This window comes from Paenibacillus sp. HWE-109, assembly GCF_022163125.1.
Taxonomy (GTDB): Bacteria; Bacillota; Bacilli; order Paenibacillales; family NBRC-103111; genus Paenibacillus_E.
In genome coordinates this window covers 7,664,528-7,691,053 of record NZ_CP091881.1, presented here as the reverse complement: position 1 = coordinate 7,691,053, position 26,526 = coordinate 7,664,528, and the positions used below count along the sequence as shown (strand labels likewise).

General features: G+C 46.7%; 17 protein-coding genes and 1 other RNA gene. All 18 read right to left on the bottom strand.

What is annotated here, in order from left to right; translation table 11 throughout:
• Positions 1-67: 67 nt before the first annotated feature.
• Positions 68-4,495, bottom strand: coding sequence for an S-layer homology domain-containing protein (locus LOZ80_RS33060; protein WP_238168501.1), 4,428 nt, complete (start codon positions 4,493-4,495; stop codon positions 68-70).
• A 253-nt stretch (positions 4,496-4,748) separates the two neighbouring features.
• The gene (locus LOZ80_RS33055) at positions 4,749-7,265 is read right to left on the bottom strand and encodes a winged helix-turn-helix domain-containing protein (RefSeq protein WP_238168500.1); all 2,517 of its coding nucleotides are present in this window, start codon (positions 7,263-7,265) and stop codon (positions 4,749-4,751) included.
• A 133-nt stretch (positions 7,266-7,398) separates the two neighbouring features.
• On the bottom strand, positions 7,399-8,694 hold the full coding sequence (locus tag LOZ80_RS33050; protein WP_238168499.1) for a DUF5808 domain-containing protein: 1,296 nt from the start codon (positions 8,692-8,694) through the stop codon (positions 7,399-7,401).
• 117 nt (positions 8,695-8,811) lie between these two features.
• Positions 8,812-9,192, bottom strand: coding sequence for a GntR family transcriptional regulator (locus LOZ80_RS33045; RefSeq protein ID WP_238168498.1), 381 nt, complete (start codon positions 9,190-9,192; stop codon positions 8,812-8,814).
• 249 nt (positions 9,193-9,441) lie between these two features.
• Positions 9,442-11,133, bottom strand: a complete 1,692-nt coding sequence (locus tag LOZ80_RS33040) for a hypothetical protein (protein WP_238168497.1) — start codon at positions 11,131-11,133, stop codon at positions 9,442-9,444.
• Between the two features lie 82 nt (positions 11,134-11,215).
• Positions 11,216-13,009 carry a GmrSD restriction endonuclease domain-containing protein gene (locus tag LOZ80_RS33035; protein ID WP_238168496.1) on the bottom strand — a complete coding sequence of 598 codons (1,794 nt, stop codon included), beginning with the start codon at positions 13,007-13,009 and terminating at the stop codon, positions 11,216-11,218.
• Between the two features lie 154 nt (positions 13,010-13,163).
• Positions 13,164-13,528: a transfer-messenger RNA gene (gene ssrA, locus LOZ80_RS33030) on the bottom strand.
• A 168-nt stretch (positions 13,529-13,696) separates the two neighbouring features.
• On the bottom strand, positions 13,697-14,179 hold the full coding sequence (gene smpB / locus LOZ80_RS33025; protein WP_238168495.1) for an SsrA-binding protein SmpB: 483 nt from the start codon (positions 14,177-14,179) through the stop codon (positions 13,697-13,699).
• Between the two features lie 98 nt (positions 14,180-14,277).
• On the bottom strand, positions 14,278-17,307 hold the full coding sequence (rnr, locus tag LOZ80_RS33020; protein WP_238168494.1) for a ribonuclease R: 3,030 nt from the start codon (positions 17,305-17,307) through the stop codon (positions 14,278-14,280).
• A 29-nt stretch (positions 17,308-17,336) separates the two neighbouring features.
• Positions 17,337-18,071: an alpha/beta hydrolase gene (locus LOZ80_RS33015; RefSeq protein WP_238168493.1), complete on the bottom strand. Its 735-nt coding sequence runs from the start codon at positions 18,069-18,071 to the stop codon at positions 17,337-17,339.
• A 149-nt stretch (positions 18,072-18,220) separates the two neighbouring features.
• The gene (secG, locus tag LOZ80_RS33010) at positions 18,221-18,457 is read right to left on the bottom strand and encodes a preprotein translocase subunit SecG (RefSeq protein WP_029196004.1); all 237 of its coding nucleotides are present in this window, start codon (positions 18,455-18,457) and stop codon (positions 18,221-18,223) included.
• Positions 18,458-18,568: 111 nt separating this feature from the next.
• On the bottom strand, positions 18,569-19,279 hold the full coding sequence (locus LOZ80_RS33005; RefSeq protein WP_238168492.1) for a M50 family metallopeptidase: 711 nt from the start codon (positions 19,277-19,279) through the stop codon (positions 18,569-18,571).
• Between the two features lie 47 nt (positions 19,280-19,326).
• Positions 19,327-20,619 carry a phosphopyruvate hydratase gene (eno, locus tag LOZ80_RS33000; protein WP_079416373.1) on the bottom strand — a complete coding sequence of 431 codons (1,293 nt, stop codon included), beginning with the start codon at positions 20,617-20,619 and terminating at the stop codon, positions 19,327-19,329.
• 37 nt (positions 20,620-20,656) lie between these two features.
• The gene (gene gpmI, locus LOZ80_RS32995; protein WP_238168491.1) at positions 20,657-22,195 is read right to left on the bottom strand and encodes a 2,3-bisphosphoglycerate-independent phosphoglycerate mutase; all 1,539 of its coding nucleotides are present in this window, start codon (positions 22,193-22,195) and stop codon (positions 20,657-20,659) included.
• A gap of 1 nt (position 22,196) precedes the next feature.
• Positions 22,197-22,949 carry a triose-phosphate isomerase gene (tpiA, locus tag LOZ80_RS32990; protein ID WP_238168490.1) on the bottom strand — a complete coding sequence of 251 codons (753 nt, stop codon included), beginning with the start codon at positions 22,947-22,949 and terminating at the stop codon, positions 22,197-22,199.
• Between the two features lie 25 nt (positions 22,950-22,974).
• Positions 22,975-24,156, bottom strand: coding sequence for a phosphoglycerate kinase (locus LOZ80_RS32985; RefSeq protein ID WP_079416367.1), 1,182 nt, complete (start codon positions 24,154-24,156; stop codon positions 22,975-22,977).
• A 124-nt stretch (positions 24,157-24,280) separates the two neighbouring features.
• A complete protein-coding gene (gene gap, locus LOZ80_RS32980) occupies positions 24,281-25,288 on the bottom strand; it encodes a type I glyceraldehyde-3-phosphate dehydrogenase (protein WP_029195998.1) in 1,008 nt (335 codons plus the stop codon).
• Between the two features lie 78 nt (positions 25,289-25,366).
• Positions 25,367-26,389: a sugar-binding transcriptional regulator gene (locus LOZ80_RS32975; RefSeq protein ID WP_238168489.1), complete on the bottom strand. Its 1,023-nt coding sequence runs from the start codon at positions 26,387-26,389 to the stop codon at positions 25,367-25,369.
• Positions 26,390-26,526 lie beyond the last annotated feature (137 nt).

Below are 26,526 nucleotides of genomic sequence, written 5' to 3'. Positions count from 1 at the left end.
TGAACCTTTTATTCACAAACAAGGCTGCTTTGAATTTGACTTCAAAGCAGTCTTGCAAGAGGTTCATTTACTTGCTCTTTTGCGCCAGCATCTTCAATAACACCGTTACTGCCTCTGCTCTCGTAGTCTTATTCACAGGAGCAAATTCGTCCGCACCTTTGCCCTCGATAATACCAAGCTTCTTCATGGTCGCCACTGCGCCTTTCGCCCAGCCCGGAATGTCCTTGTCATCCGCGAAGCCTGTTGCCATTGTAGCTTCAACTGACTGTCCCAGCGCCTTGGCGATCATCACTGCCATCTCCGGGCGAGTGATTTCGGCATCCGGGCGGAAAGTGCTGTCCTCGTAGCCTGTAATGATACCTGCATACACAGCTTGTGCGACCGACTTCTGCGCCCAAGCGCCGATCTTCGCCTTATCGGTGAACGATAGTGCCGAGCCGTCTCCTTGCGGTTTGAGCACGTTCATTAGCATGACCGCAAATTCCGCGCGCGTTACGGTATGATCCGGCTTGAACGTGCCGTCCGGATAGCCGCTGACGATTCCGGCGCTTACCGCTTGCTTGATGGTAGCTCCCGCCCAGTGTCCAGAGATATCGCTGAAGTTGACTACCTGCTTCGTGTCTGCCGTCGAATCTGAATCTTGCCCTTCGCCGAATACCGCATACTTCGTGAAGTGATTAACTTTTACGGTGATGGTATTGCCGTTTACCGTGCCACCGACTTTCACCCATACCTTCTTCGCTTCGTCATAGTAGAATACGGAAGGCTGTTGACCTTTCTTCATGCTTTTCGGATCGAAGGTGAAGGTCAGCGTGATCTCCTTGCCGAAGTTCTCCGGGAAATTCTTCAGAATTTCGAATACCGGGCTGGCCAGTACATCGTTTTTCGTGAGCAACTTTTGAGTGTCCGCCACTTTTTCAATCGTTAATTTCAGCTCTTTGCCGGAAGCATCGGCAGGAATCGAGATGCTGACCGCATCACCCAAGCTAACCTCACCCATTTTGCCGACGGGGAGCGTCAGTGTACCGTTGGTCGAGGTAACTATATCGCTTGTGGACGTTGATGCTGAACTTCCACCGCCGCCGCTTGAAGAGCTGCCCGTGTTGTTGGCCGTCCACTTCGCGTACAGTGTCACATTCGTCGTTCCCATGCTGAACGTAGTGCCTGCGTTATAATTCGTTCCGCTTCCGTCCGCAGCTGTGTTCCAACCCGAGAACGTATAGCCTGTCTTTACCAGATTTCCCGTGTTACCGTACACCGACACCGTGACGCTCTGCTCATACGAGCTGCTGTCGGTCGGTGCGCTGCCTCCGGAGTTGCCATTACCGTTATAGGTTACGGTGTAGGTAGGATTCGCTGTCCACTTTGCGTACAGCATCACGTTCGTCGTTCCCATGCTGAACGTAGCTCCAGCGGCATAAGTCGTTCCGTTGCCATCCGCTTGCGTGTTCCAACCCACGAACGTGTAGCCGGTCTTCACCAGATTTCCCGTGTTGCCATACACCGAAACTGTGACGCCCTGCGCATACGAGCCGCTATCGGTCGGTGCGCTGCCTCCGGAGTTGCCATTACCGTTATAGGTTACGGTGTAGGTAGGATTCGCCGTAGGATTCGCCGTCCACTTCGCGTACAGCGTCACGTTCGTCGTTCCCATGCTGAACGTAGCTCCAGCGGCATAAGTCGTTCCGTTGCCATCCGCTTGCGTGTTCCAACCCGCGAACGCGTAGCCGTTCTTCACCAGATTTCCCGTGTTGCTATACACCGAAACTGTGGCGCCCTGCGCATACGAGCCACTATCGGTCGGCGCGTTGCCAGATGTAGCGCCGTTGCCGTTATACATCACCGTATACGCCGGGATAACCGCTACCGTATACGTGACCTTCGTGGTCCCATCCTGCGCGGTAACAATTACCTTCTCGCCGGTTGCCAAAGCTGTAGCTACGGTTGTTCCGTCTGCATCGTACACCTCAAACGTTGCATTCGCTGCTGGCGTGATCGCTGCCTTGAATGCCGTTAAGGTAGTTCCGTAAGGAATGTTCGTGATGCTTTCATTCGTGGTTCCGCCTGTGCTTACCGTTCCTATGGTCGAGGTCAACGTTGCGGCTGTGCTTACGATCACTGTTACCGTATACGTTACCTTCGTAGCTCCATCCTGCGCGGTAACAATCACCTTCTTGCCTGTTGCCAGAACCTCTGCTTCCGTTGTTCCATCTGCATCGTAGACTTCAAACGTTGCATTCGCTGCTGGCGTGATCGCTGCCTTGAGGTCAGCTAACGTTGTGCCGTATGGAATGTTCGTGATGCTTTCATTCGCGGTACTGCCACTGCTTACCGTTCCTATCGTCGAAGTCAAAGTTGCTGCTGTGCTCAGTGTCTGAACCGGGATCGCCCCGCTCTTCGCCGATTCACCGGCCGCATTGTATGCGCTCACCGCAAACGTATAAGAGCTGTTCGGTGCCAGCCCGCTCACCATGTAGGTAGCGCTGGTCACAGTGGCAATCGCCGTATTGCCTCCATCCTTGTAGAGGTAATAGCCTTTCGCTCCTGCTACGGCATCCCATGATAGCGTAGTCGATGTAGTCGTTGTGCTGCTGGCCTGCAGATTCACAGGTGCTCCGGGAGAGGTCATTTGATGTACACCGTGCAGTCCCGCTGCATATAGCTTACCATTTGCCTCTAGGAGGGAATGCAGTTGACTCGGCGAGCCACTTACCTGTTCCCATGTGCCGTTGCTATACGACCATACGTCGTTATTACCGTTATCAGTCCCTGCATACAGCGTACCATTCACATTGATCAAGGTATTCACATCACTCGGTGCATGGCTGGTCGTCATCTGCGTCCATTCGGGTGCAGTTGCGTTAGTATCGTAAGTCCATACATCATTGCCACCATTAAAAGTCCCCGCATACAGCGTTGCATCGACATTGAGCAAGGCATGCACACTAATCGGCACATTGCTCATCGTCATCTGCGTCCATTCGGGCGTAGTCGCGCTCATGTCATACGTCCATACGTCGTTTATTCCTGTTCCCGCATACAACGTACCATTCACATTGAGCAAGGCATTTACATTACTGGGCATATTGCTTGCCGTCATCTGCGTCCATTCGGGCGTAGTCGCGGCAGTATCATAGGTCCATATGTCATGGTCACCGTTATTCGTCCCTGCATATAGCGTACCGCCTACATTGAGCAAGACATACACATTACTCGGCGCATGGCTGCTCGTCATCTGCGTCCATGCGGGCGTAGGCGCGGTTGTGTCATAAGTCCATACGTCATTGTCATTGTCGTCATTTGAAGTCCCCGCATATAGCGTACCGCCCACATCAATCAAGGCATACACATAGCCCGGCGAGCCGCTCATCCGTGTCCATCCGCTACTGTCCGTGTACGCCCACACGGAATTCGTGTCGTTATTTGTCCCGGCATACAGCGTACCATTGACACTCAGCAAAGTGTTAGTATCGCCTGGCACAACGCCCATTTGTGACCATGCGCCATTCCTGTACGTCCACACGTCTTTGTCTCCGTTTTTCGTCCCTGCATACAACGTCCCGTTGTCATCAAGCATAGCATATATGTTGCCCGGAGATCCGAACATATGCGTACATGAAGTGCTCGTACATGTCCACATATCATCGGAGGTGGAAGCAGTCCCTACATACAACGTGCCGCCCATATTGAACAAGGTTCGCGCATAACGCGGCGAATTGGAAATAGGCGTCCATGTACCGCCACTGTACGTCCAGACATTGTGGGTTCCGCCGAAAGTCGCCGCGTACAGCGTGCCGTTGACATCAACTAAAGAAACTACATTTGTTAACGTGTTAGACCCACTTGGCGTGCTGCTCATCGGCGTCCAAGCCCCATTACTGTAGGCCCAAATGCCATTGCTAAACGTCCCTGCATATAGTTTGCCATTTACATGAATTAAGGCTTGCACGTCAGTCGGCGTATTGCTGGTCGTCATCTGTGTCCATGCAGGCGTAGTCGCAGTAGTGTCGTAAGTCCATACATCTTTACTGTTGTTAATGCCACTAGAAGCCCCCGCATATAGCGTGCCGTTGACATCGATTAAGGAATACACATTGCCCGGCGAGCCGCTCATCTGTTTCCAACCGTCACTGGCCGTGTACGTCGACACGCCGTCACCCCAAGAACCCGCATACAACGTGCCCTCCGCATCAACAAGAAAGGTTCGCACACCTGCCGGTGAGCCTTCCATCTGCGTCCAAATGCCATTCGTGTTCCGCCATACGTCATTGTTGAAGTTCCCCGTCCCTGCATACAGCGTCCCGCCCACTTTGAGGAAGGTTTGCACGTTGGACGGTTGCACACTTTGTCCCGCCGCTGTCCAAGTTGGCGAAGTCGCATGGGCTGCCTTGCCTGCCCCCATGAATGGGATGAGCATTAAGGCGAGTAGACATGCCAGAACGATCCTACCAGACCGGGAAAACCAAATCTTGAGTCCTGATGTAGATAGCTTCATAAGTTCATACACACCTCTTCATTTGTCATTATGATTGCAAGCGACGACGTAGCGATGCAAGAATACACCGACAAACAACGATACTTCCCTCGCCATTCTTGTCGAATATTGCCACTTTAGTCCTAATTTTATGACTTTCATCCCAATAAAAAAATCCCCCATAGATGGGGGAGAAAAGTTAAAATAATGGGGGATATACATGATGCCAATCTGTATTGTATAATCATGTTTTTCTTCGTTACGATAACTAGCTTTACAGCAATTTCAATTCTTTTCCTTGCCTCAGCGCCTGTTCTCTGCTGTTCACATCAAGCTTTCTGTATATACTTTTCAGATGGCTTTTGACCGTTTCGGCTGTGATTTGGAGTTGTTCGGCGATCTGTTTATTCGACAGCCCCAGGTCAATCATCCGTAATATTTTTAACTCCTGTTTGGTGATAAGGGCTCCCGAGCTTGCAGTCTCATCCCTATGATCCGACATTAGCAGGAGCAATTCCCTGGCGTAGAGCACGCTCGCAGACTTGCGGTTAGCGTTGATCTGCCTTTGCCGGATATATTCACGTAACAGCTCAGCCATCTTGGCCCCTTCATCCACGAAACTGCGGATGTATTTCCCCGGTTCCGCCAATTGGAGTGCCGCCTCCAGCTTCATTACAGCGTTCGTCATATCTCCTTTTTGATAAAACGCTATGCTTTGCAGGGCGGCCACCTTCACCTTATCCCAAGTCCGATCCGCATCATCGACAAGCCGGTACAATTGTTCTAGCAATTGCAAAGCTTCATCAACTTCCCGACGTTCCATAAGCACACTTGCCAAAATAAGATATTCTTTGATCGGACCGAGCGGGATCGTATCGGTATGCTTGATGCCGCACGTTTGCAGCCACCGCTTATCGAAAGAACCGTTCGCAAGCGACAAATAGGCCTTCTCCGCCTCTATCCTCCGCATAAACATACTCTTGTCCACGGAATGGATCTTAGTTTTAAGCCCCTCAAGCAAATCAAACGCTTTAACCGAATCTCCCTTGGCCTGATAGATCCGCGCAGCATTGACAGTAGCGCTTAACAGGATAAGAGCATAAGGCTGCATACACGTTGACCTCAATACCCTCTCCGCATAAACTTCGGCCTCTTCCAAGCGGTTCCATTCATATAACAACAAACTGTACGTATTGTAGAAAAAACCGACGTAGGGATAATTGTCTCTATCTTCCCATACTTTGATCCATTTATAGAAGAATCTCTCCGCATCATGCAAATCATTGAAAAAGCTCAATAATGTGTCGAAATACATCGAATACGAGTTTGCTTCGATCATCTGGACATAGCTGCCCTCCGGCGTATGCCGATCAAAAACCTCAAAATACTCATTAGCCCGTCGAAAATCTCTTCGGTAAAAAGAAACAGCCGCGGACAAGAAATGGACGTTTTCTGCGTAAGGCTTCCATTCCGGATCTGATAGCTTATCCTCCATGAGGCGAAGTCTGGCTTGTGCCAACTCCATTTCATTCGTTTCCACCATCACTTTGACATATAGAAACTGAATTCTCAGCTTTCCAGTAAAGCAGGACTCCGGTAGATCGCGCAGCCATCGGTGAAGCACGCCCCTCTTCGCATGAAGGTTTTGCAGATGCTTTTCGATCAGATCGCTTGCTTCGAGATGATGCCCGTCCACAAACAGTTGCTCTACCGCTTCCTCCAAAAATCCGTGCTCCTCCAACCAATGGGCTGCCTTGACATGCAACTCCTTCGATTGTCCCGCATACCTCTGCCGGAAAAGCCTCCGTAAAAACTCGGAAAACAAATGATGATAGCGATACCACTCGCGCTGACCATCCAGAGGAATGATGAACAAGTTTTGTTGCTCCAGTATTTCCAGCAGCTCCTGACAATTGGCTTGTCCGGTAACCGTCTCGCACAAAGGGGCATTCATCCTGTTTAATAGGGAAGTTTCCAATAAAAAAGACTGAATCTCCTTGGACTGGAGACTAAAGGCCTCCTGAAACAAATAATCGGAAATGCTGCGATGTTCACCGCTAAAAGTGTGGATAAAATCCTGATAATTGCTGCTTTTATTCAGCGAAATTGCCGCAAGGTGCAATCCGCTTATCCACCCCTCCGTGCGGCTAACAAGATTCGCTATCTCATCTCCCGACAATGGCAATCCCAAGCATCCCTGATAGTAACGAATTCCCTCGTCAAGTTGAAAGCGCAACTCCTGAATCGTTATTTTCACCATCTGGCCGGTAGCCTGCAGCCTGGCTGAAGGAAAGGGCATTTCGGAGCGACTTGTTACATAGAGGTGGATATGAGCGGGCAAATACGCAAGAAAATAAGCCACCGATGCGTGAATGGGAGCAAGATCAATTACGTGATAATCATCGAATACAATGACCAATTCATCCGAAAAATGATCAAGCTCCTGAATCAAGGCTGTAATGAAAGACTCAAAAGCTCCCGACTTTAGGGATGGTAGATACGGTGTGACAACTTCTGCAAAATTGGGGTTCTTACTATTGACTGCAGCAATTATATAGCTCCAAAATTCAATCAGATCGTTATCTTCCAGGCCCCAGGAAATCCACGCGGCAGGTATGGCGATCTGCTGAAGCCACTGACTCAAGGCTGTTGTTTTACCATACCCGCCAGGGGCCGTTACAGTTGTTAGTTTGCACTTCAATCCTTCATTTAATAGCTCGGTAATCGCCTTTCGCTCAATGAGGTCATCACGCCGCGGTTGCGGGATATGGAGCTTGGTATTCAAAATCATAGTTCGGCACCTCGAATCTAGCTGTGAACATCTTTTCATCATTATATCTGATTCTAATGATTTCAAGATAGGTCTCACTCAAGGAAATTCTCGGCTTGGACTAATCCCATCCGGTAGTTTTGGCGAAACTATCTCATCTATTTTCCACCTGCATTTGTAATTGCTCATATAACTGTTTGGTTTGAAGTGGATCCTTCTCATTATAGTAAATATATACGTCCTCCAGTTTAATTTGGATATAGGGTGGGTTATTTTTGACAATATATAGCTTTGAGTTGCCTAAATCCTTTAAGTGAAAATTTCCTCGTAAATTTTTTTCTGTAGCTTCGCCATTTGACCTTGTCCCCGTAGGCACTTGCTCAACAAGCTTCAGTTGTTTAATTTCAGTCACATTAAAATCGAAGGAATACATAGGGTAATCAATCTCGATTTTGTGCTCCGGTGTGATTGTTAGAGTTGGCGATGTCAGCTCTGATCGAATCAGCAGGAAAGATGTACCTGCTATAACTGCTGCAGTTAAACCTACGATGCCCCCAATAATTATTTTCCCAGTCAAGGTGCCCGTATTTACTGTTAAACCTATTCCAACTCGTTTTGGGACTAAAACACTTCGATCTAGAGGGTTATGATAGGTAAATCCATTTGCCCAGTATTCATCATCATCCGTGTAGATTGTCTTACCGTCCTGTGCTAATATTTCTTTCTCTAAGGCATTGATTTTACGATATACATGCAATACCATCCAAATCGGAAATCCAGTAAACAGTATGGTAATTGCAACCCACACACCGGTCATACTTACTCCTTCATTAACAAGGAGTAAGCAGATCAATAGATAGTGAATATTCTCAATAATCGCCATATTGATCCATAAGTAAGATACAGCTCTGCGGTTTGCTTGATTTAAGCTTACATTCACCTCACTATTTGTGCTGTAAACTTTAGCCTTACCTCTACGCATTTGAAGTGAGATGAGCAAAAAAATACAAGTAAGCACGAAACCACCAGAGCTAATACCCAGTAGTTGAATTTCTTCGCGTGCCCCCCATAACATCAAACCAATCGCCATCGCAAAAGGGATACTGAACAGCCACAAAGGTGCTGATCGTTGGTTTTTTAAATAAGCAACACGAAGATCGCTCTGGATAACGTGCTTCGTACCGACAAACCAGTCATTATCCAACTTTAAAGCCAATGTATCACGATTTGCTCGACGAAACGGGACCACCATGATGATAACAAAAATGCAGAGCCATACTAAAAAATAAACAACTTGATATGCCGTCCACAAGTGGAGTATGAAAAAAGGAGAGAGAAATCCAGTCATCCATAGGCTGAGCTTTGTAAAATCCTTTTTAAATCGCTCTTGAATGTCCCGAATATTCTTATTATCGATGACATGATCAGGTAAGGTAACAGCAAACAGCATGCCATTGTTATGTTTAGCTTGTGGTTTATAGGTGGCAAATAACGCGATATAACAGATGATCGCCGAACCTAATAAAATCGCAGTTATGATAGGAATCCCTCATTTCTATGAGATTTATTAGTGCTGATACGTCATCCTCGAAAAAATCTGTGAGCATAGCGTTTGAAAGCGTGATTGATCCATCCCGCGAATGGTCGCTTGTGCAATAATTAATTGAAGCTGCTCCTCTAATTCTGCGGAATGATTAGGACTTTCATGTGCTGTAGGGCTTACCTTAGCTCCATGTCGCCGATCAATCACAATGTACCCTTGTTGTTTTAATAGTGCATACGTTTTGTTGACCGTCATCGTATTGATCCCCAAATCTTCAGCTAACTGGCGAACTGAGGGCAACTTCTCCTGTTCTGCTAATTCACCAGTCGCAATTCCGATGACAATCTGATTGCGAAGCTGTTCAAATAGTGGCGTTTCACTATCTAATTGCAATGAAATAATCATCTTATTTTTTCAACCTCCACCACCGACTTTTGTATTACTTATAGTAATGCAAACAATACTTAAAGTCCATACTTTATTGGAAAAATAATACTATTATAATTGATTCACTTGGATACTTAGGAATGCACGGCAAAAACCCACAACCTCAAGGTTGTGGGTTTGCTGTATGGAGGTGAGCCATGGATGGGTAAATCCACAATTCTCCGCCGCGTGATGTTGAGGATGTTTGGGGAGGTCGCCTAGTAATTCTTATTGGGAATCGAAATAAGCCTTACATCCATCGCAGAAACCATTAGAACCACTTATATTTAAATTGTAAACTTCTTCACAACGAGCACAAAACTTTAAATCATGTTGATGCCCACAAAGTACACATTTCCCAATACCACCAATATGATCAACCAAGCTTACGGAATTCTCCCCGCATTCTTCACAATCAAAATCAGCAATGGGATCCAAACCACCATCCTTTACAGATGAATACTGTTCAGCCTGTAGCTCAGACAAGTAATCTTGATAATTATCATCAACCGCTTCAATTATCTTTTCTGCAAAGTCTTTGAGTTCACTAGTATCAAATTTGTCTACAGCCGTTTGCTGATAATATCCTTCATCTGAATCCCATTCTGCATTACCATTAAAATTACTAATTTCGCAAGCTGCGATCTCTTGTTCATCAAGAAATAATTTCAACTCCAAAGAACTAGTTTCCCCAGGATCACCAGAAAGTTCTCTTATGACTGATTTTAATGTAATAATACTATTGTCAATACGACTACTGATATTTAGAAGTTCAGTTGTTTCTGACACTTCCAAGTTAGGCTTAGTATTATAGTCAACATCAAGAGCAGGACGGAAATATATCCGATCTTGAATGTCCGAAACAAACTCCACTAAAGTAGTTTCAAATAAACTTAATATTTGCCTCTCATTTCTAACCTCAACACCAGCCATCTCAAATGTCCGGCTTTTCATATCCTCTTCTATTATTTCCCTTAGTATTTCTATTTGTTCACGGCCTTCATCGGAAATTTCCGTTTGACTAAATTTCTCGGAAGCCTTATTAATCATCTCTCCAACAGAAGCTATATTTTTAGAAATCTTTTCATTCGCAATTTTATCTATTAATTTATTATGAGCAATATGGTTGCGATTTTTACTGAAGTTATCCCATTCTGGTAAAAATAGATCTGTTAAATATGGTTTAAAGAGCGTCTCCCATATTTTAACTTCTACTTTTAATTGACCTTTTAATTTCTCTGTTAATTTTATCACCTCACTTTGAGACAGGCTTCCTTTCTCAATTAATTTCTCTATTTCAATATCATGAGAAGGTTCCCACTTATGAAGTACATTTGTCATTACAGTCAGCAAGTCATCCGTATCAATTGCCATTAAATGATCATTTACATTTTGGAAAGAAACAGCCAGCCTCTTATAAGCCCCCTGACGAGCTTTATGTTTGTTACGAACTTCTTCAGGTACATATTTATCCCACCAAGATGCACCTAATTTCTTTACCATAACCATATTAATAAAATTTCTAAGCTCATTTTCAACTCTGTAAATACGCCCATATAGTTCTTCAGCAAATCTTGATGATTGTTCATCTGTTAACCATAGTATTTGTTCCCAATCTTTCTTCAAAACTTCTTTCAATATGATTTTGAGATCATGGAGATGGTCATCAAAGTGCATATCTTTTTGTGGCTGTAAAATAACACTTAATTGCTTTGTACCGTTGTATGTGTATAATGCAAACTTCCCAAAATAAAGATGGGAATTCCCAGTTTCGATTTTTGCTTCCCATTCATTTTCTGATTCATCGAATATGGTACAATTCTTAATAATAGCTGCCTGGTTACTAATAGTCTGAAGAAAACTAGGAACATAATTCAAATCTATATCCTTTTTAGGGTTGACCATTACGAACGTTATCATAATTTCCTCCAAACAGCAGAACTAATATAATTAATGTTTCCATCACCTATTTAACCCCCGTAACCATCATCAGAGTGTCAACTTAAACAAAAAACCTTCTGAACAAATTTGGATATTCCTCGGGAGGTATAGGTTCGTTATTGGGTCCCTTTCTAATGTGATATTTACCATCGTACAATGATGGTTCATTTCTACTTTCAATTTGGAATATCAAAATTGATTTATCGTAATAATTAATGAGTTTAATATTTCTTGAAATTTGATTTTTATCAGCTTCCGAGATCGGCATAGAAGCTATTTTTTGAATAATGAACTGAAAATAACTGTCAAGACCATTTTTATATTTTGCTGCCTCACCCTGAATACCTGTAATATGAAATTTGTTGAATACGGTTGAACTTGTTCCGTAAGTTGCTTCCACCCGTTTGGCTGCCACATCATTATCCGCTACTCCAATAATAACGTAGCCAACAATATTTGGGCCTACGTTAGCCATTGCAGTTAAGGTCTTAATGACTTTCTGAAAGAGTGCATCATCAAAGTCTCCATTGTCACCCAGCCTGTGAAACCCTTGTTTAAAGTCATAAAGTGATTGTTCTGTATAAGACTGTGTTAAAATATTTTCGAATTGTGTAATCCATGAATCTATAGCTGGGTCTCTTCTTTCTCTTTTAACAAATTCAGTTTTTATTATTCCCGCTACAGCAGCGATGTTGTTCTGACGTTCTCTAGCACTCCATCTTCCGCCTCCGCCGCCAAGATTCATGTTGCTACTTCCCATATTACTTAATAGACTGATTAATCCCTTGTAATTGGAAACATTTAGATTCTCAATAATTAAGAGTTCATATAATGCCAAGAACAGTATTTGAAAATAACGCGGTATCCTTGGACCTGCATCATCGAAAAGTAATCTATTAAAAGTTTGACCTGAAATGTTTAGTATCTTTTTAAGCTCATCATAAACGTGGACAAACTGACGACTCAGAACTTCAGAGGTAATTTTCAAAACAGCCGATTCGATTTCCTGAAATCTATTATCCAACTCATTTCCAATTAATGAAAGTCCATAGTATTCGTCAAGAATTTCCGAGCTTGATGGTGGTTTCGTACTGAGCGCCATATAAGCAAGGATATCTGCTACAACTTCCTCATCACGGGAATTTCTTACATATTCACGAGTTAATACACCCTGAGCTACCCAAAATACATTATCCACATTAATTCCATAAGGTAAATCACGGCTTGTTATACTAATATTTTTCATATCATTTAAAAGAAGTCTATCGTGTGCGGACACATCACCACGGACCTTACTAGATAGTTGTCTAACTAATTGCGCAAAATGGCCTGTAGCACCCGCTTGCCTTAGCTCTTGTTTAGACAAATGTTTACCGTTAGAATTAATTCTACGAAAAATTTCATCTATTTTATCAAGTCCTTCAAATGAGTAGATTGATAAAGGCAAATTATAACCTGCTATTTGTGTACACACTTTCCTGTCCATCTTTGGACTCTTTTGAATCAATTCCTCACTATCCAATAACAACTTAGTTTTTGCCATAGTCTCAAGATCAAAGTATTCCCCATCTAAATCGAACTCACCTTCGATGAATGAAATAATTGCATTTAAGCGCTGCATACCATCAATAATTTCGAAGTTCTTTTGGTCATTAAAGTTTATTTCAGCTACCAATATTAATGGGATAGGAAACCCTTTTCTTATAGAATCAATAAATGCCTTTTTTTCTTCAATACTCCAAACTAATTTTCGTTGATATCTACGATTAACTAGAAAACGCTCACCAACAAAATAATCATATATCCTTTGTATATTTTCTCCACGTATGGCTAAATCCTGCATCAATCTATCCAAGTTAATTACCCCCAATTTTAAATCCATGAATTAATAATTCCATATTTAACCATGAATTTCCTTTATTTAAGTTCTATATTCTTATTGAATTTTTAAAAATCGCAAAAAAGCTCATCCATTATTGAAAATGGATGAGCTCTTTTGTGGATTTACCATATGGAGGTGAGGGGAGTCGAACCCCTGTCCGAAAATATCGCAACACAGGCATCTACGGGTGTAGTCACAGTTTTGATGTCACCCGAGCATCGCCCCGTAACCGGCTATGCGTTGGGTCAGCCTGATTGTCTTCCTACGTCCGACCCCAGGCGGAGACCAAACGTCGTATCCCACTATAGTTGAGCCCCTATCCCAGTCACATGGGCGATGCTGAGGAGGAGCACGCTAACAGGTTATTAAGCTGCTAAAGCGTAGTTGTTTTGTGTTTTGCCATTTAATAGGCTTTAGCGTTTTATAGTGGACGCGGCCCCACTACCCGCAACCCGAGCCCAAACTATCCCCGTCGAATCCAAGAACACCCCCGGATTGCCTTCATGTCCGTCATAGACGGCGAAGGTTAAGACGCTGCAAGTTGGAACTAGGTTACATTTAAATCTTTGCTGCTAAATTAGTATACCACAAGCTGAAGAAAAATGAACGGCTAGGTTCATGGAAGTCGAGGTGCTGGCTTCCAGTCTGGACTCAGCCCAGCTATTTAGCGATCTTTTGTTTCTCACGCAGCGCACGCTGGATATCTCGCTGTGCATCTTTTTTCGCTGCGGATTCCCGCTTGTCATACTGTTTCTTACCTTTACCTATGCCAATCAGAAGCTTCGCGTAACCATTGCGAATATACACTTTCAAAGGAACGACGGTATATCCTTCTTGTTTCGCTTGGCCTAGTATTTTGGCGATTTGCACTTTTTTCAAAAGGAGTTTCCGCGTCCGTGTTGGATCTTCCGGATTACTGCGGTTGCCTTGCTCGAAAGGGCTGATATGCATGTTGTGTACAAAAGCTTCACCATTTCGAATGGTCGAAAAGCTGTCGCCTATGTTAGCCTTACCTGCTCGCAAGGATTTGATCTCCGTGCCGGTCAGGACAAGACCGCATTCATACGTATCTTCAATAAAATAGTCGTGTGATGCCTTTTTGTTCTGGGCGAGCAATTTGCCATCGGCCTTTTTGGTTGCCACGTGAGATCCTCCTCCCGCATACTGATCACGCAGGTAAATAATGCTACAATGTGCATCCTATTGTAGCAAGATCGCGATCGAAAAGCAAGAAGCGGCGACTATCTCCGCCGCTTCTTGCTGCCGTCCCCGTCGTCGCTCCGGCGACGACCGCCCTTGGCGAGCGCGTTCACGCCGCTCGCCCAATCACTACCGCCCGCTGGGGCTTCGCCACCCAGCGAGACCGCGCCGCGCCCGCGCTTGCTTTCGCCGCGGGTCACACCGCTCTCTGTCCGCCCTGCGCCGACAGATTCAAGCCGTTGGCTCAGGCTGCCGCCTTCGCTGAGCTTAGGGCCACGCGCCTTGCCGCCGCGCCCTTTGCCGCGGCTGTCGCTCCACGGCGTGCCGCCAGCCTTCGCGCGCCGCGGTTTGCCTTGCCCCGCCGCGCCTTCGACGCCTGCGCCCTTAGCTCTCGCTCCCGCCGCACCTTCGACGCCCGCGCCCTTAGCTCTCGCTCCCGCCGCGCCTTCGACGCCCGCGCCCTTAGCTCTCGCTCCCGCCGCGCCCTCGACACCCGCGCCCTTAGCTCCCGCTGCGCCTTCTGCGCCACCAGCTCTTGCGCCCGCTCCGCCATCAACGCCAGCCTTAGCCGCCTCTTCAATCCTGCGAGCAGCTCCACCTTTGCGACGCCCTTGTTCCTGACCCTCTGCTGCCGGCCCCGTATTCACCGCTAAGCCATCAACAGCGTCACCGCGTTTTCTTTTTCTTCGGCCTTGCACAGCGTTCGCATCGACGGCTCCGCCAACCGCAGCGCTATCACGCTTTTTCCCTTGTGCGTTGACATAGCCGCCCTTGCCTTTAGCGGCAAAACCGCCTTTATCTTTACCCGGTTTTCCCGATTTCCCCTGACCCGCAGCAGCGCCCGGCTTACCGCGGAAGCCCTTAAAACCAGCAGCCCCCTTAAACGGTTTCCCGCTGCCACCGCCGCCGCGCTTAAACCCACCCTCTTTGCGAGGCTTCATATCCAGCAATTCAAAATCAATCGTATGCTCCTCCATATTCACGCGAGCCACACGAATTTTAATTTCATCACCGATCCGATAAATCTTCGACGTGCGCTCGCCAACAAGAGCAAACTGTCTTTCATGGAAATTGTAGTAATCATCGGTCAAATCACTTAAACGTATCAAGCCTTCAACGGTGTTATCCAGCTCGACAAACATCCCAAAACCAGTAACACTGGAGATGATGCCTTCAAATTCCTCGCCAACTTTATCCAGCATATACTGGGCTTTCTTCAAAGCTTCTGTCTGACGCTCAGCATCCACAGCCACGCGCTCACGCTCGGAAGATTGCTGCGCAATATCGCTCATGCGGGAAGACAGATATTCATGACGAGTATCCGATAAATTCCCGCTCTCCAGTACTTCTCGAATAACACGGTGAATAATTAAATCCGGATACCGCCGAATCGGGGATGTGAAATGGGAATAGAATTCCGCAGCCAAGCCGAAATGCCCCAAGCTCTGCGCATCATAACGCGCCTGCTTCATCGAGCGCAGCATGATTTTGCTAAGAACTGTTTCTTCCGGCGTACCTTTGATCTCTTCCAGCAACGTCTGCAAAGCACGAGGATGAATGGCGTTGCCCTTGCCTTTGATCGTGTAACCGAAATTGGTCACAAACTCCATGAAATTCATTAATTTCTCAGAATCCGGGTCTTCATGAACACGATAGAGGAACGGGACTTTCATCCATTGGAAATGCTCAGCCACGGTTTCATTCGCCGCTAGCATGAATTCTTCGATCATCATTTCCGCGACGGAACGCTCTCTTTTCACGATATCCGTTGGTTTGCCGTCAGCATCGACGAGAATTTTGGACTCCTCAAAATCAAAATCAATCGCGCCGCGCTTCATCCGTCTAGAACGCAAACGATCAGCCAGCTCTTCCATGCGTTTGAAGTCTTCCATCAGGTAGGCATAACGCTCCACAAGCTCCGGCTCAGCTTCACCAGTCAAAAGCTTGCGTACATTTGTATATGTCATTCGCTCACTAGTTTTAATAACACTTGTAAAAATCTCATGGTTAACGACTTTTAAGTTCTCATCGAATTCCATCTCGCAAGACATCGTTAGGCGATCTACTTTAGGATTCAAGGAGCAGATCCCGTTAGACAAACGGTGCGGCAGCATCGGAATAACCCGATCGGTCAAATACACCGAACAGCCTCGGTTGTACGCCTCGATATCCAGTGCAGACCCTTCACGCACGTAATAGCTCACATCGGCAATGTGCACACCTAATTTATAGTGGCCATTTTCCAAAATCTCGACATTTACCGCGTCATCCAAATCCTTGGCGTCTTCTCCATCAATGGTTACAATCCGCTTGGAACGAAGATCACGACGGCCTTGACCAATGATCTCTTCCTCCGTAATGGAATCCGGTGCCGCTTCTGCTTCAGCCAGGACTTCCTCGTTAAACGCTTCAGGGAGCTGGAATTTACGCACAATCGCAAGGATATCCACACCTGGATCGTCCTTATGGCCCAGGATTTCAATAACTTCCCCTTCAGCCGCAGAGCGACCTTCCGGATAGTTAACGATCTTGACTACAACCTTCTGCCCTGTAACCGCTCCATTAAAAGAATGCTGCGGGATGAAAATATCTCTCGATACCCTTTTGTCATCAGCAATCACGAACGCATAGGTATCCTGACTTTGGAAAACACCGACGATCTGCGTGTTGGCACGCGTTATGACGCGCACAACCTCGCCTTCCATGCGGCCTCCGCCTTGGCTTCTGGAGGTTACCTTCACGAACACGATATCTCCGTTCATGGCTGTGTTCAAATCATGTGCATTGATATAGACGTCCGGGTGCTCCCGATCATCTGGAATTAAGAAAGCAAAACCCTTCGCATGCGCCTGCAGCTTGCCTCTGACTAAATTCATCCGCTCCGGCACGCCGTAACGGTCACTTCCGCCACGCACAATATGGCCGCTTTCTTCGAGTTGGTTTAATAATTTAATAAAATCCTTAAACTCGTTCGCACTTTCAATACCAAAATGCTTCTCGAGCTCTTTATAGGACATAGGCTTATAAGCCTCTTCTTGCATTAAACTGATGATTTGTTTATCTGTTGTCATACTCTCTTCACCTTCTTGTTGTTGTTGAGCTAGCCTTCCAGCGCCGTTCCTGATTCCTTTACTCCATAGTATGCCACTTCCAGCGAAAGGATAAACTCGGCAATATCGGCGTAGACTCGCTCTCTCTCTTGATCCAGCAGTAATCCATGCGAGGATTCCGGATAATAATTCAGTTCCTTCACTTTGGAGCGAACACGTTCATAGACGAATGCAGCGCTCTCTTCACGAACTACGGCATCTTTACTGCCCTGCCCTATCCATAACGGGGCCTCCACTTGGGGCAGCAATTTTCTTACTTGTTTTAACAACTTGCGCAAGCTGACGACACAACGAATCGGCGTTTTGGTATATGCACATGACTCATCTAATAACGTAGAGACTCGTTTGGGCTTTTTAGCTATGTATTTGATAAAATACTGCAGCAATACGGCCAGCACCGTCTTCCTGGAAGCCAGAAAGATCGGCGTCGCTATTGAAACAACACCTGCGGTACGACGTTCCACAGCTAGCTTCAAGGCCAGCAATCCACCCATGGAATGCCCCATAACAACGATGTTCTTGCATTTCTTGGCAAGTTCATCATAACTCTCCAGCACATGCCCATACCAATCCGTCCATCCGGTACGCATCATCTCTTCGGGTGAGGTCCCATGGCCTGGCAGTCTAACAGCTTGGATGGTATATCCTTCTTCACGAAGCTCATACCCAATTCTTCTGAATTCCGAGGGCGAACCTGTGAAGCCATGTATCATTAATATACCCATTTCTTGCTTGTTCCCACTGCCTGTCCAATAAAAAGGCTCTGTCGATTTGTATACTCTACGCTCGATGACAAACAACTCCTACTAGTGACCCGTTTAAAATGAAAAAACAGCAGGAGTAGATTTCCCCTGCTGTTATCGTTTTATGTGTGTTAAGCCTTCACTACGTATGCTACGACAATGGAAAGGATAAAAAATGCAGCAGCAAGCCCCATCGTGAAACGGGACAAGAATAGTTCCAAACCGCGCGCTTTTTGCTTGCCAAATAAGTGTTCTGCACCACCGGAAATGGCACCGGACAAGCCTGCGCTCTTACCTTTTTGTAAAAGGACGATTGCAATTAGTCCGACTGAAGCTATGATCAACAAAATTTTCATAAAGATTACCATGTTATTAGCACCCCAATTGCCTATTCTTTGCTTATACAACTAGCATGAGTATTTTAACACAGATCGTCCTAGAATACAATAAAACGGGTTCCTAAGGACTTCCAGTTCATCTTAGTCACGGTAGGCGGATGCTGGTGTTTGTCTATTCGAGGCTCTAACGCCTCTGCTGCGCCCCAAGAAAGCTTGCACAGCACGCTTCGCACACCATAAGGCAAACAGTGTGAAGAAGAGCGCCCACGCAATCGCGGGAATGCCTGTGTGATTCGCCAAATTGGTCGCATCCCCCGCTGCCCGGCTATTCTGCCAAGCATATAGGACCAACGACAACGGACCAAACACGGATTCTTCCAAGCATAGGAAGGCCATCAACAAGTAGTAGAAATCACGCAGCCATTTGGGCGTGAGCGCCAAAACAATGATGGTTAAAGCCATGAAACCGATTAGGAACATGATTCCGAATCCGTTGCGAACGAATAGGGCTAGCGATAAGCCAGACAACGCAATCATCACCTGCAAACCAAGACGCTGCTTGCCTTTGGCATAAGCGGAGAACAGGAACCAGGCAAATATCGATGCCGTCATGTAACCTGCGAGCGAAACCGGAATAAGGGCCCATGATTTGGAGATCGAGGAGTACGTCACCCCGCTGTGATCCGCATACAGCTCAATGTACATCACTTTCCCCGATAAGGCCAAGGTAACAACCGCATGCCCAAATTCATGAACCATCGTATCCAGGTTGCGAAAAAATGAAGAGGGGATCCAGTGCGTGAGCAGCGCCGAACCTACCAGAAATAAAATAGTTTTCAGCCAATTGCTCATACAGAGGACCCCCAAAGGTAATATTTAATTATTAAGTACGTCTGCTATTACTTGAAGTTTCTCAAGTTGTAGAATGCTTTTTTGCCAGCGTATTGAGCAACGTTGAACAACTCGTCTTCGATGCGAAGAAGTTGGTTGTATTTCGCAACGCGATCCGTACGGGAAGGAGCACCTGTTTTGATTTGACCAGCGTTCGTTGCAACAGCGATGTCAGCGATTGTGCTGTCTTCGCTCTCACCGGAACGGTGAGAGATAACCGCTGTGTAACCAGCGCGTTTCGCCATTTCGATCGCGTCAAAAGTCTCAGTCAGCGTACCGATTTGGTTTACTTTTACCAAGATGGAGTTACCGATATTTTCTTCGATACCTCTGGAAAGACGCTCAGTGTTCGTAACGAACAGATCGTCACCAACCAGTTGAACTTTGCTGCCCAATTTCTCAGTAAGCAATTTCCAACCTTCCCAATCATCTTCGGAACAACCGTCTTCAACTGTGATGATTGGGTATTTGTCAACCCATGCAGCAAGGAAGTCAACCCACTCAGCGGAAGTGAAGGATTTGCCTTCGCCTTCAAGGTGGTATTTGCCATCTTTGAAGAATTCTGTGGAAGCAACGTCCATACCCAAGAATACGTCAACACCTGGTTTATAGCCAGCTTTTTCGATCGCTGTAAGGATCGTTGTGATGGCTTCTTCGTTGGATGTGAAGTTAGGAGCGAATCCGCCTTCGTCGCCAACTGCTGTGTTAAGGCCTTTTTCTTTCAATACGGATTTCAAGCTATGGAAAATCTCAGCGCCGATGCGAAGAGCTTCTTTGAAAGTTGGAGCGCCAACCGGAAGAACCATGAACTCTTGAACGTCAACGTTGTTGTCGGCATGCGCCCCACCGTTGATGATGTTCATCATTGGAACCGGAAGTGTTTTGGCATTGAATCCGCCAAGGTATACGTACAAAGGAACGTCCAATGCGTCTGCTGCTGCGCGAGCTACGGCCATGGAAACAGCAAGGATCGCGTTAGCGCCTAATTTAGCTTTGTTAGGAGTACCGTCAAGCTCGATCATTTTGTTGTCGATGCCAACTTGATCAAGTGCGTCTAGACCGATGATTTCAGGAGCGATGATTTCGTTGACGTTGTCAACAGCTTTCAGAACGCCTTTACCAAGGTAACGACCTTTATCACCATCACGAAGCTCAACAGCCTCGTATGCGCCTGTGGAAGCGCCTGAAGGAACGATAGCACGGCCGAAACCGCCGGACTCCAAATATACTTCAACCTCTACCGTTGGGTTACCGCGGGAATCCAATACTTCGCGTGCATAAACATCAGAAATCGTAGTCATTGTTAGAAAACACTCCTTTTATATAATAGGTGACTTGCTATTTTTTTAGAATAGTGGCTCCGGTCATTTGAACCGGCTGCCCAACTTGTAAGAAATCAAGCATGGTTGGTGCAATATCTGCCAAAATTCCGCCATCTCTTAGTGTAACAGATTTGTCCGTCACAATAAAAGGTACGGGATTTGTTGTATGTGCCGTGTTGCGTGATCCGTCTGCATTCGTAACAACATCTGCATTACCGTGATCGGCTGTAATGCACACCACGCCGCCTTTGGCGAGGATTGCTTCTACAACTTGACCTAGACAAGCATCTGTTGCTTCGATGGCCTTCACGGTAGGCTCCAGCAAGCCGGAGTGACCAACCATGTCAGGGTTAGCGAAGTTGAGGATAATCACATCATGACGCTCCGCTTCAACTTCCTTAACCACAGCAGCCGCTAGTTCATAAGCACTCATCTCGGGTTGCAAGTCGTACGTAGCTACTTTGGGTGAAGGAATGAGAAGACGCGTTTCGCCTGGCAATTCCGCATCGCGCCCGCCGCTGAAGAAGAACGTGACGTGCGGGTACTTTTCAGTTTCCGCAGCGCGAAGCTGTTTCAGACCGTTCTGAGCCAATACTTCACCCAGCGTGTTGTCGAGATCCTTAGGCTTGTAAGCTACGAAGCCGTCAACCGACTCGCTGAACAATGTCAGACATACGTAGTACAGGTTTTTGGCAACTTTAGGACCACGGTCAAAGCCGCGGAAATCTTCGTTCGTGAACACTTGGGAAAGCTGAATCGCACGGTCAGGGCGGAAGTTGAAGAAAATAACCGCATCGCCTGACTCTACAAGTCCTACCGGTTGACCATCGTCACCAACAATAACGGTCGGCATAACGAACTCGTCAAACACGGATTTCTCATAGGATTCAACAATCGCCTTCATCGGATCTGTATAGGCAGGGCCTTCGCCATAAACCATAGCGCGATAGGATTTCTCTGTCCGCTCCCAGCGTTTATCGCGATCCATCGCATAATAACGACCTTGAACCGTCGCAATTTTGCCTACGCCGACTTCCGCGATTTTTTGCAGCAAGCTTGCCATGTACACCTTAGCGGAGTCCGGAGCTACGTCGCGGCCATCGAGGAAGGCATGGATATAGACATCTTCGAATTGCTCTTTTTTAGCCAAGTCCAGCAAAGCGAACAAATGCTGAATGTGACTATGTACGCCGCCATCGGAAAGCAGCCCGTACAGGTGCAGCTTCTTGCCGTTAACTTTGGCATGACGAACAGCGCCTAAAATAGTTTCATTATCATAAAATTCGCCGTCACGAATCGATTTGGAAATCCGCGTCAAATCCTGATAAACAATCCGGCCTGCGCCGATGTTCAGGTGTCCTACTTCAGAATTCCCCATCTGGCCTTCCGGCAAACCTACAGCTTCACCGCAAGCGGTTAATGTGGTATGCGGGAAAGTCGCCCAATAACGGTCGTAATTCGGTTTTTTCGCATGAGCAACCGCATTCCCCTGCTCTTCCGAGCGGAGTCCGAAGCCATCGAGAATGATGAGTGCTACCGGTTTCGGTCTGGACATGTTACTTCGCCCCCTGGACAAGTTGGATGTAGGAAGCTGCTTCCAAGCTCGCTCCGCCTACAAGTGCGCCGTCAATGTCCGGCTGTGCCATGTACTCAGCAATGTTGTTTGGCTTCACGCTGCCGCCGTATTGAATACGAACTGCGTCTGCTACGGAAGCACCGTACAAGCCGCTGACAAGCTGACGGATGTAGCCGATAACATCCTGTGCATCTTCAGCCGTGGAGGATTTGCCTGTGCCGATCGCCCAGATTGGCTCATAAGCGATAACCACTTGCGCTGCTTGTTCTGCGCTCAGACCAGCGAAAGCTGCTTCTGTTTGCACTTTGCAAACATCTTTGGTTTGACCTGCTTCACGCTCTTCGAGCTTCTCGCCTACGCAAAGGATTGGCGTCAAGCCGTGTTTGAAAGCTGCAACGACTTTCTTGTTCACGATTTCGTCTGTTTCCGCGAAGTAAGCTCTGCGCTCGGAGTGACCGATAATGACGTACTCTACGCCAAGATCCTTCAACATCACGCCGCTGATTTCACCTGTGAAAGCACCGTTGTCTTCAAAATGCAGGTTTTGTGCGCCAACATGAACATCCGCGCCTTTCGCAGCTTCAACCAGTGCTGGCAGATTCGTGAAAGGAGAGCAAATTACGCTCTCTACGCCTTCAATTGTGCTGCCTTTGATTTCATTCACGAAGCTTACAGCTTCGGAAACGGTTTTGAACATTTTCCAGTTACCCGCGATAATCGGTTTTCTACTCATTGGATTGATGCTCCTTTGTGAAAAATTATTTATCGTTCAAGGCTACTACGCCTGGCAATGCTTTACCTTCCATAAACTCCAAGGAAGCTCCGCCGCCAGTGGACATATGGTTCATTTTATCAGCCAAATGGAACTTCTCTGTAGCTGCAGCGGAATCACCGCCACCGATAACCGTGTAACCGGAAGTTGCTGCACAAGCCTCAGCTACTGCACGTGTACCATGGGAGAAAGGCTCGATTTCGAATACGCCCATCGGTCCGTTCCAAACGACCAGCTTGGATTTCGCGATAACGTCTGCATACAGCTCACGTGTTTTCGGTCCGATATCAATGCCTTCCCAATCTGCAGGAATGCCATCAATGCCAACGATTTGCGTATTCGCATCAGCACTGAATTTATCTGTAACAACGATATCTACAGGAAGTAGGAAGTTCACGCCTTTTTCTTTTGCTTTCTCAATAAAGCTAAGCGCTAAATCAAGCTTCGAATTGTCCAAAAGCGATTTACCGATTTCATAGCCTTGTGCTTTCAAGAATGTATAGGACAGACCGCCGCCAATCAAGACGTTGTCTGCAATGTTCAGGAGGTTTTCAATGACAGCGATTTTGTCTTTCACTTTGGATCCGCCAACGATAGCTGTGAAAGGACGCTCAGGGTTGTTCAGCGCTTTGCCTAGAACATCAAGCTCTTTCTCCATCAAAAGACCGGAAACAGCCGGGATGTAAGCAGCGATTCCTGCCGTCGAAGCATGCGCACGGTGAGCAGCGCCGAAAGCATCATTCACGAACAGATCCGCAAGATCAGCGAAAGCTTTGGCCAATTCAGGATCATTCTTCTCTTCGCCTTCGTTGAAACGAACGTTTTCAAGCAAGAGAACATCGCCATTTTCAAGCGCATCGACTTGTGCTTTCACGATTTCGCCAACGGATTGATCCGCTTTAATCACGTTTTGGCCAAGCAGCTCAGCCAATTTCGCAGCTACCGGCGTCAAACGAAGCTCTTCAACCACTTGTCCGTTTGGACGACCAAAATGAGCTGCAAGAATGACTTTAGCGCCTTGCTCTACTAAGAATTTAATCGTAGGAAGCGTTTCTCTGATCCGAGTATCATCGGTGATTTGACCGTTCTCTACAGGTACGTTGAAATCAACGCGAACAAATACTCTTTTACCAGCTACTTCAACATCGCGAACACTTTTCTTATTCATCGTAAAAGCCTCCCTGAGCGTGTATGGTTTTCTTCCGGTCTACCTTTTATATGGGAAAATCGCACATAAAGAGGAGAATCGCTTCTCCCCTTCATGTCGTTTTGTGTGTGTTGCTGCTATGGAATTACAGACCTTTTTTCGCGATGAAAGCTACCAAGTCAACTACACGGTTGGAGTAACCCCACTCGTTGTCGTACCAGGAAACCACTTTCAGCATGTTGTCGCCAACTACCATTGTGGAAAGAGCATCGATTGTGGAGGAAGCTGGATCGCCATTGAAATCGCTGGAAACCAAAGCATCTTCTGTGTAGTTCAGAATGCCTTTAAGAGGGCCTTCGGAAGCTGCTTTCAGAGCTGCGTTTACTTCATCAACTGTTACGTTAACTTTCAACTCAACAACCAAGTCAGTTACGGAAACGTTAGGCGTAGGAACACGCATAGCCATACCGTTCAATTTGCCTTTAAGCTCAGGAAGAACTAGGCCGATTGCTTTTGCTGCACCAGTGCTGGAAGGAATGATGTTCTCAGCTGCTGCGCGAGCACGACGAAGGTCTTTGTGCGGAACGTCAAGCACGGATTGGTCATTTGTGTAGGAGTGAACAGTTGTCATCATCCCTTTTACGATTCCGAAGCTATCGTTGATAACTTTCGCGAAAGGAGCCAGACAGTTTGTTGTACAAGAAGCGTTGGAGATAATTGTATGAGCAGCTGGATCGTATTTGTCTTCGTTTACGCCCAGTACGATAGTGATATCTTCGTCGGAAGCAGGAGCGGAGATGATAACTTTCTTAGCTCCACCTTTCAAGTGAAGGGCTGCTTTTTCTTTTGCTGTGAAAATACCAGTAGATTCGATAACGATTTCTGCGCCTACAGATGCCCAAGGCAGGTTCCCAGGGTCACGCTCAGCAAAAACTTTGATGGAGCGACCGTTAACGATCAATTCGCCTTCACCAGCTTCAACTGTAGCGTCTAGTTTACCGTGAGTTGTGTCATATTTGAGCAAGTGAGCCAATGTTTTAACGTCAGTCAAATCATTTACTGCCACGATTTGTACTTCTGAATTGTTCAAAGCTGCGCGAAATACGTTACGACCAATACGTCCGAAACCGTTAATACCTACTTTTGTTGTCATAGCCAATTCCTCCTAAGATTAAATAAATAATTATATTTCAAAACGCAGCCGGTTAAGGCATACGTTATGATGTCTTTCTCACACATGTTTCATTATTTCCAGTGCAGCCGCTTCATCCGTTACAAGCACGTTCTCTTGCCCGTGACGAAGGACCGATGCGATCGCTTCACCTTTGCTCTTGCCCCCAGCTACGCCAATCACAACTTCAATCCGCTGCAGATCCTCCAGTCGAAGTCCGACCGTTGGCATCTTGTGAACCACATTTCCTTGTCGGTCAAAATAGTACCCGAATGCCTCTGCAAGAGCGCCATCGGCTTGTAAGCTGCGTGTCGTTTCGGCATCTACCTTGCGCCTGCGCGCCATGACCATAGCATCTCCGATACCGTGTACAACGATGCGACAACTGCGAACAGCGTCAACAACTTCCTGAATCTGCGGATCTTGGATAAGGGATTGATACGCTTCCTCTCCGAGATGATCCGGTACGTGCAGGAGCCTGTATTTCCCGCCAGTCTTCTTGGCCATAATGGAAGCGATGGTGTTTGCCTGCATATCCACGCTTTCCCCAAGTCCACCGCGAGCCGGTACGAACCAGCTGCCTTTCAGGGAAGAAGAAATCGCCAGATTATTGGCAATCTGCGCCATGGTAGAGCCGCCTGTAACCGCGATGATATCATCTTTGGCTACATATTTGCGCAAAGCTGCTGCGCCTGCCCGGCCAAGCTCCTTCTTCGTGAAATCCGAAGTATCCGAGTCGCCTGGTACTACAATGACTTGTGAAAGTCCGTACGCCTTGGCAATGCTCTCCTCCAAGTCGGTTAAACCAAAAGCAATCTTGATGATCGGCAACATGTCTTCAAGCAGTTGACGACCGGACTCGGTAATTCTCATACCTGCTGCATCGGATTCAAGAAGCCCAAGCTCCTTCAAGAAATCGACTTCACCGCGGAGCACGCGCTCCGTCATATCGAGCGACGAGGCTAATGTGCGGCGTCCGACAACGCCGGAAACCAAGATATGATGCAGAATCGAGTACCGCTTCTTCATGATGTCCAATAGATCTGGCAAGAGCTGTTTCTGAATGTCAAGTATTTCTCTCATATGACGACGACTGACGCTCCTGATCCTATTGATGGACGTTTTGTGTCCCGGGTCTGCATTTTATGTCCCACCCGGGCGAAAAAAAAGTGACTTACCTCTTTCCGGCTTCGGAAAGCATATTTCACTGAACTTGATTA